This window comes from Microbispora sp. CSR-4 (genome assembly GCF_008033685.1).
GTDB lineage: Bacteria > Actinomycetota > Actinomycetes > Streptosporangiales > Streptosporangiaceae > Microbispora.
On the sequence record NZ_VJVX01000149.1, the window covers coordinates 1 to 1990 of the forward strand.

A 1990-nucleotide genomic window follows, 5' to 3' on the forward strand; every position below is an offset into this window, starting at 1 on the left:
TCCCCCCGACGCGCCAATCCGATACCGCACTGCAGCAAATCTGCTCGCCGCAGTGCCAAACGACCGCGACACACCGACAAGTTGATCTTTTACGGCTTCAGTGGGTCCGGCAGCGCTGCCAGGAGGCTCCGGGGAGGGTGGCGCCGATGGCCTCCACCAGCCCGGCGTGGGCGTCGGAGATGACCATCTGAACGCCGGAAAAGCCGCGGGCGACCAGGCCGCGCAGGAACGCCAGCCAGCCGGCGCCGTCCTCGCGTGAGGTGACCTCCAAGCCGAGGATCTCCCGCTGGCCGTTGGCGTTGACCGCGGTGGCGACCAGGGCGTGCACGTTGACCGTCCGCCCGCCCTCGCGGACCTTCTGGGTGAGGGCGTCCAGCCACACGAAGGTGTACGGGCCGCCGTCCAACGCCCGGGTGCGGAAGGCCTCCACCTGCTCATCGAGCACCTTGGCCATGGCCGAGACCTGGCTTTTGGAGATGCCGCCGATCCCCAGTTGCTCGACCAGTTTGTCCACCCGCCGCGTCGACACACCCAGCAGATACGAGGTGGCCACGACGCTGATCAGGGCTTGTTCGGCCCGCCGGCGGCGTTCCAGCAGCCAGTCGGGGAAGTAGGAGCCCTGCCGCAGCTTGGGTATCTCGAGCTCGACGGTGCCGGCGCGGGTGTCCCACTCGCGCTTGCGGTAGCCGTTGCGGGAGTTGGTCCGTTCGCTGCTGCGCTCTCCGTAGGAGGCACCGCACAGGTTGTCGGCTTCGGCTGACATCAACGCCTGGGCCATGGTCTTCACCATGGATCGCAACAGATCCGGATCCTGCGCCTGGATCTGCTCCGCCAGCCAGGCGGCAGGGTCCACACTGTCGTTCACGGCCATCGCCTTTGTTCTCCTTCGATCTTGACTTCGCAATCACGAAGGATCACGCGATGGCCGTCCTCATTTCACGACGCCACGCCTCTACCAGTGGAAACTCTTACACCACTCCCGTGGACGCAACCGACAACAAGTTCAGGCGCTTCCTAGAAGAGCACCACCTGAGCTATGTGGTGGCGGTGCCCAAGAGCCAACGGATCGGCGCAGGACGGGGCGGACGGATCCGAGTCGGTACCGCGACCGCCCAGGCTCCGCTCGAGGCGTGGAAGCGCTGTTCCTGTGGCGACGGCACCAAAGGTATGTGCCTGTATGACTGGGCACTCGCCACGGTGATCTTTGAGGCAGAGCCCGGCTAACAGCGGTGGCTACTCGTCCGGCACAGCCTCACCCCCAACGCCAAGGGCGGGCTTGAGCTGGCCTACTACCTGTGTGCACCAGTCGGCACCACATTGGAGGATCTCATCGCCGTCGCCGGCTCCCGCTGGGCGATCGAGGAGTGTTTCCAGTCCGCCAAGAACGGAACCGGCCTGGACCACTACCAAATCCGGCGTTATGACGCCCGGCACCGCCACATCACCTTGGCGATGCTCGCCCGCGACGGACCGGCCCGCCGGTATGAGCCGAAACGGCTGACGCTGCGCCTGTTCGCCGTCGCCGCCCGCCTGGTCCGCGGCGGAGGACGACTACGCCTGCGCATCACCGCATCTGAAGCCGGGTGACGGCGGCGAGCAGTTGGCCGGCCCAGGGCCAGGAGGCGTTCCCGGCACCGACCTGGCCGGCACAAAGCCGCCCCTACAATCCAGGAAGGACACCCCTACGGGCCCGTGGAACCCCGCCCACCCGGCGCGACAGCCGGGCCACTAGGCTGACCACGACCGCGATTTCACACTCCAGCCGAACCGCTCAGCCAGCCACCAGATGGGCGCGAAAGATCGAGGCTAGGACGAGAAGTTCAAATCAAATCGCCCTCTTAAAGACGGTCGTACGGCCCCGGCGTAGTCGCTTCGGGACATCGGTGCGATTTGCACATGGCTGCCGGTATGTGGGGCATGGACCATCTTCCCCTCGCCTATGTAGAGGCCCACGTGGTGAATCGTGCTGGGATCGCGGGGGTTGTAGGCG

3 protein-coding genes and 1 pseudogene are annotated in these 1990 nt (G+C 66.2%); 2 read left to right on the forward strand and 2 right to left on the reverse strand.

Annotated elements, in window-relative coordinates; all coding sequences use genetic code 11:
* Positions 1-100 precede the first annotated feature (100 nt).
* Positions 101-871: pseudogene (locus FLV34_RS39085) on the reverse strand (IS256 family transposase); the annotation flags it as partial.
* Between the two features lie 110 nt (positions 872-981).
* On the opposite strand from FLV34_RS39085, the gene FLV34_RS39090 reads away from it, so the two are divergent.
* Together FLV34_RS39090 and FLV34_RS39095 are read left to right on the forward strand one after the other, a co-directional pair.
* A complete protein-coding gene (locus FLV34_RS39090) occupies positions 982-1224 on the forward strand; it encodes a hypothetical protein (protein WP_142651902.1) in 243 nt (80 codons plus the stop codon).
* Positions 1225-1317: 93 nt separating this feature from the next.
* On the forward strand, positions 1318-1587 hold the full coding sequence (locus tag FLV34_RS39095) for a hypothetical protein (RefSeq protein ID WP_147945564.1): 270 nt from the start codon (positions 1318-1320) through the stop codon (positions 1585-1587).
* Between the two features lie 219 nt (positions 1588-1806).
* Here FLV34_RS39095 and FLV34_RS39100 read toward each other — a convergent pair whose 3' ends face one another.
* Positions 1807-1962: an NlpC/P60 family protein gene (locus tag FLV34_RS39100; RefSeq protein ID WP_261986080.1), complete on the reverse strand. Its 156-nt coding sequence runs from the start codon at positions 1960-1962 to the stop codon at positions 1807-1809.
* Positions 1963-1990 lie beyond the last annotated feature (28 nt).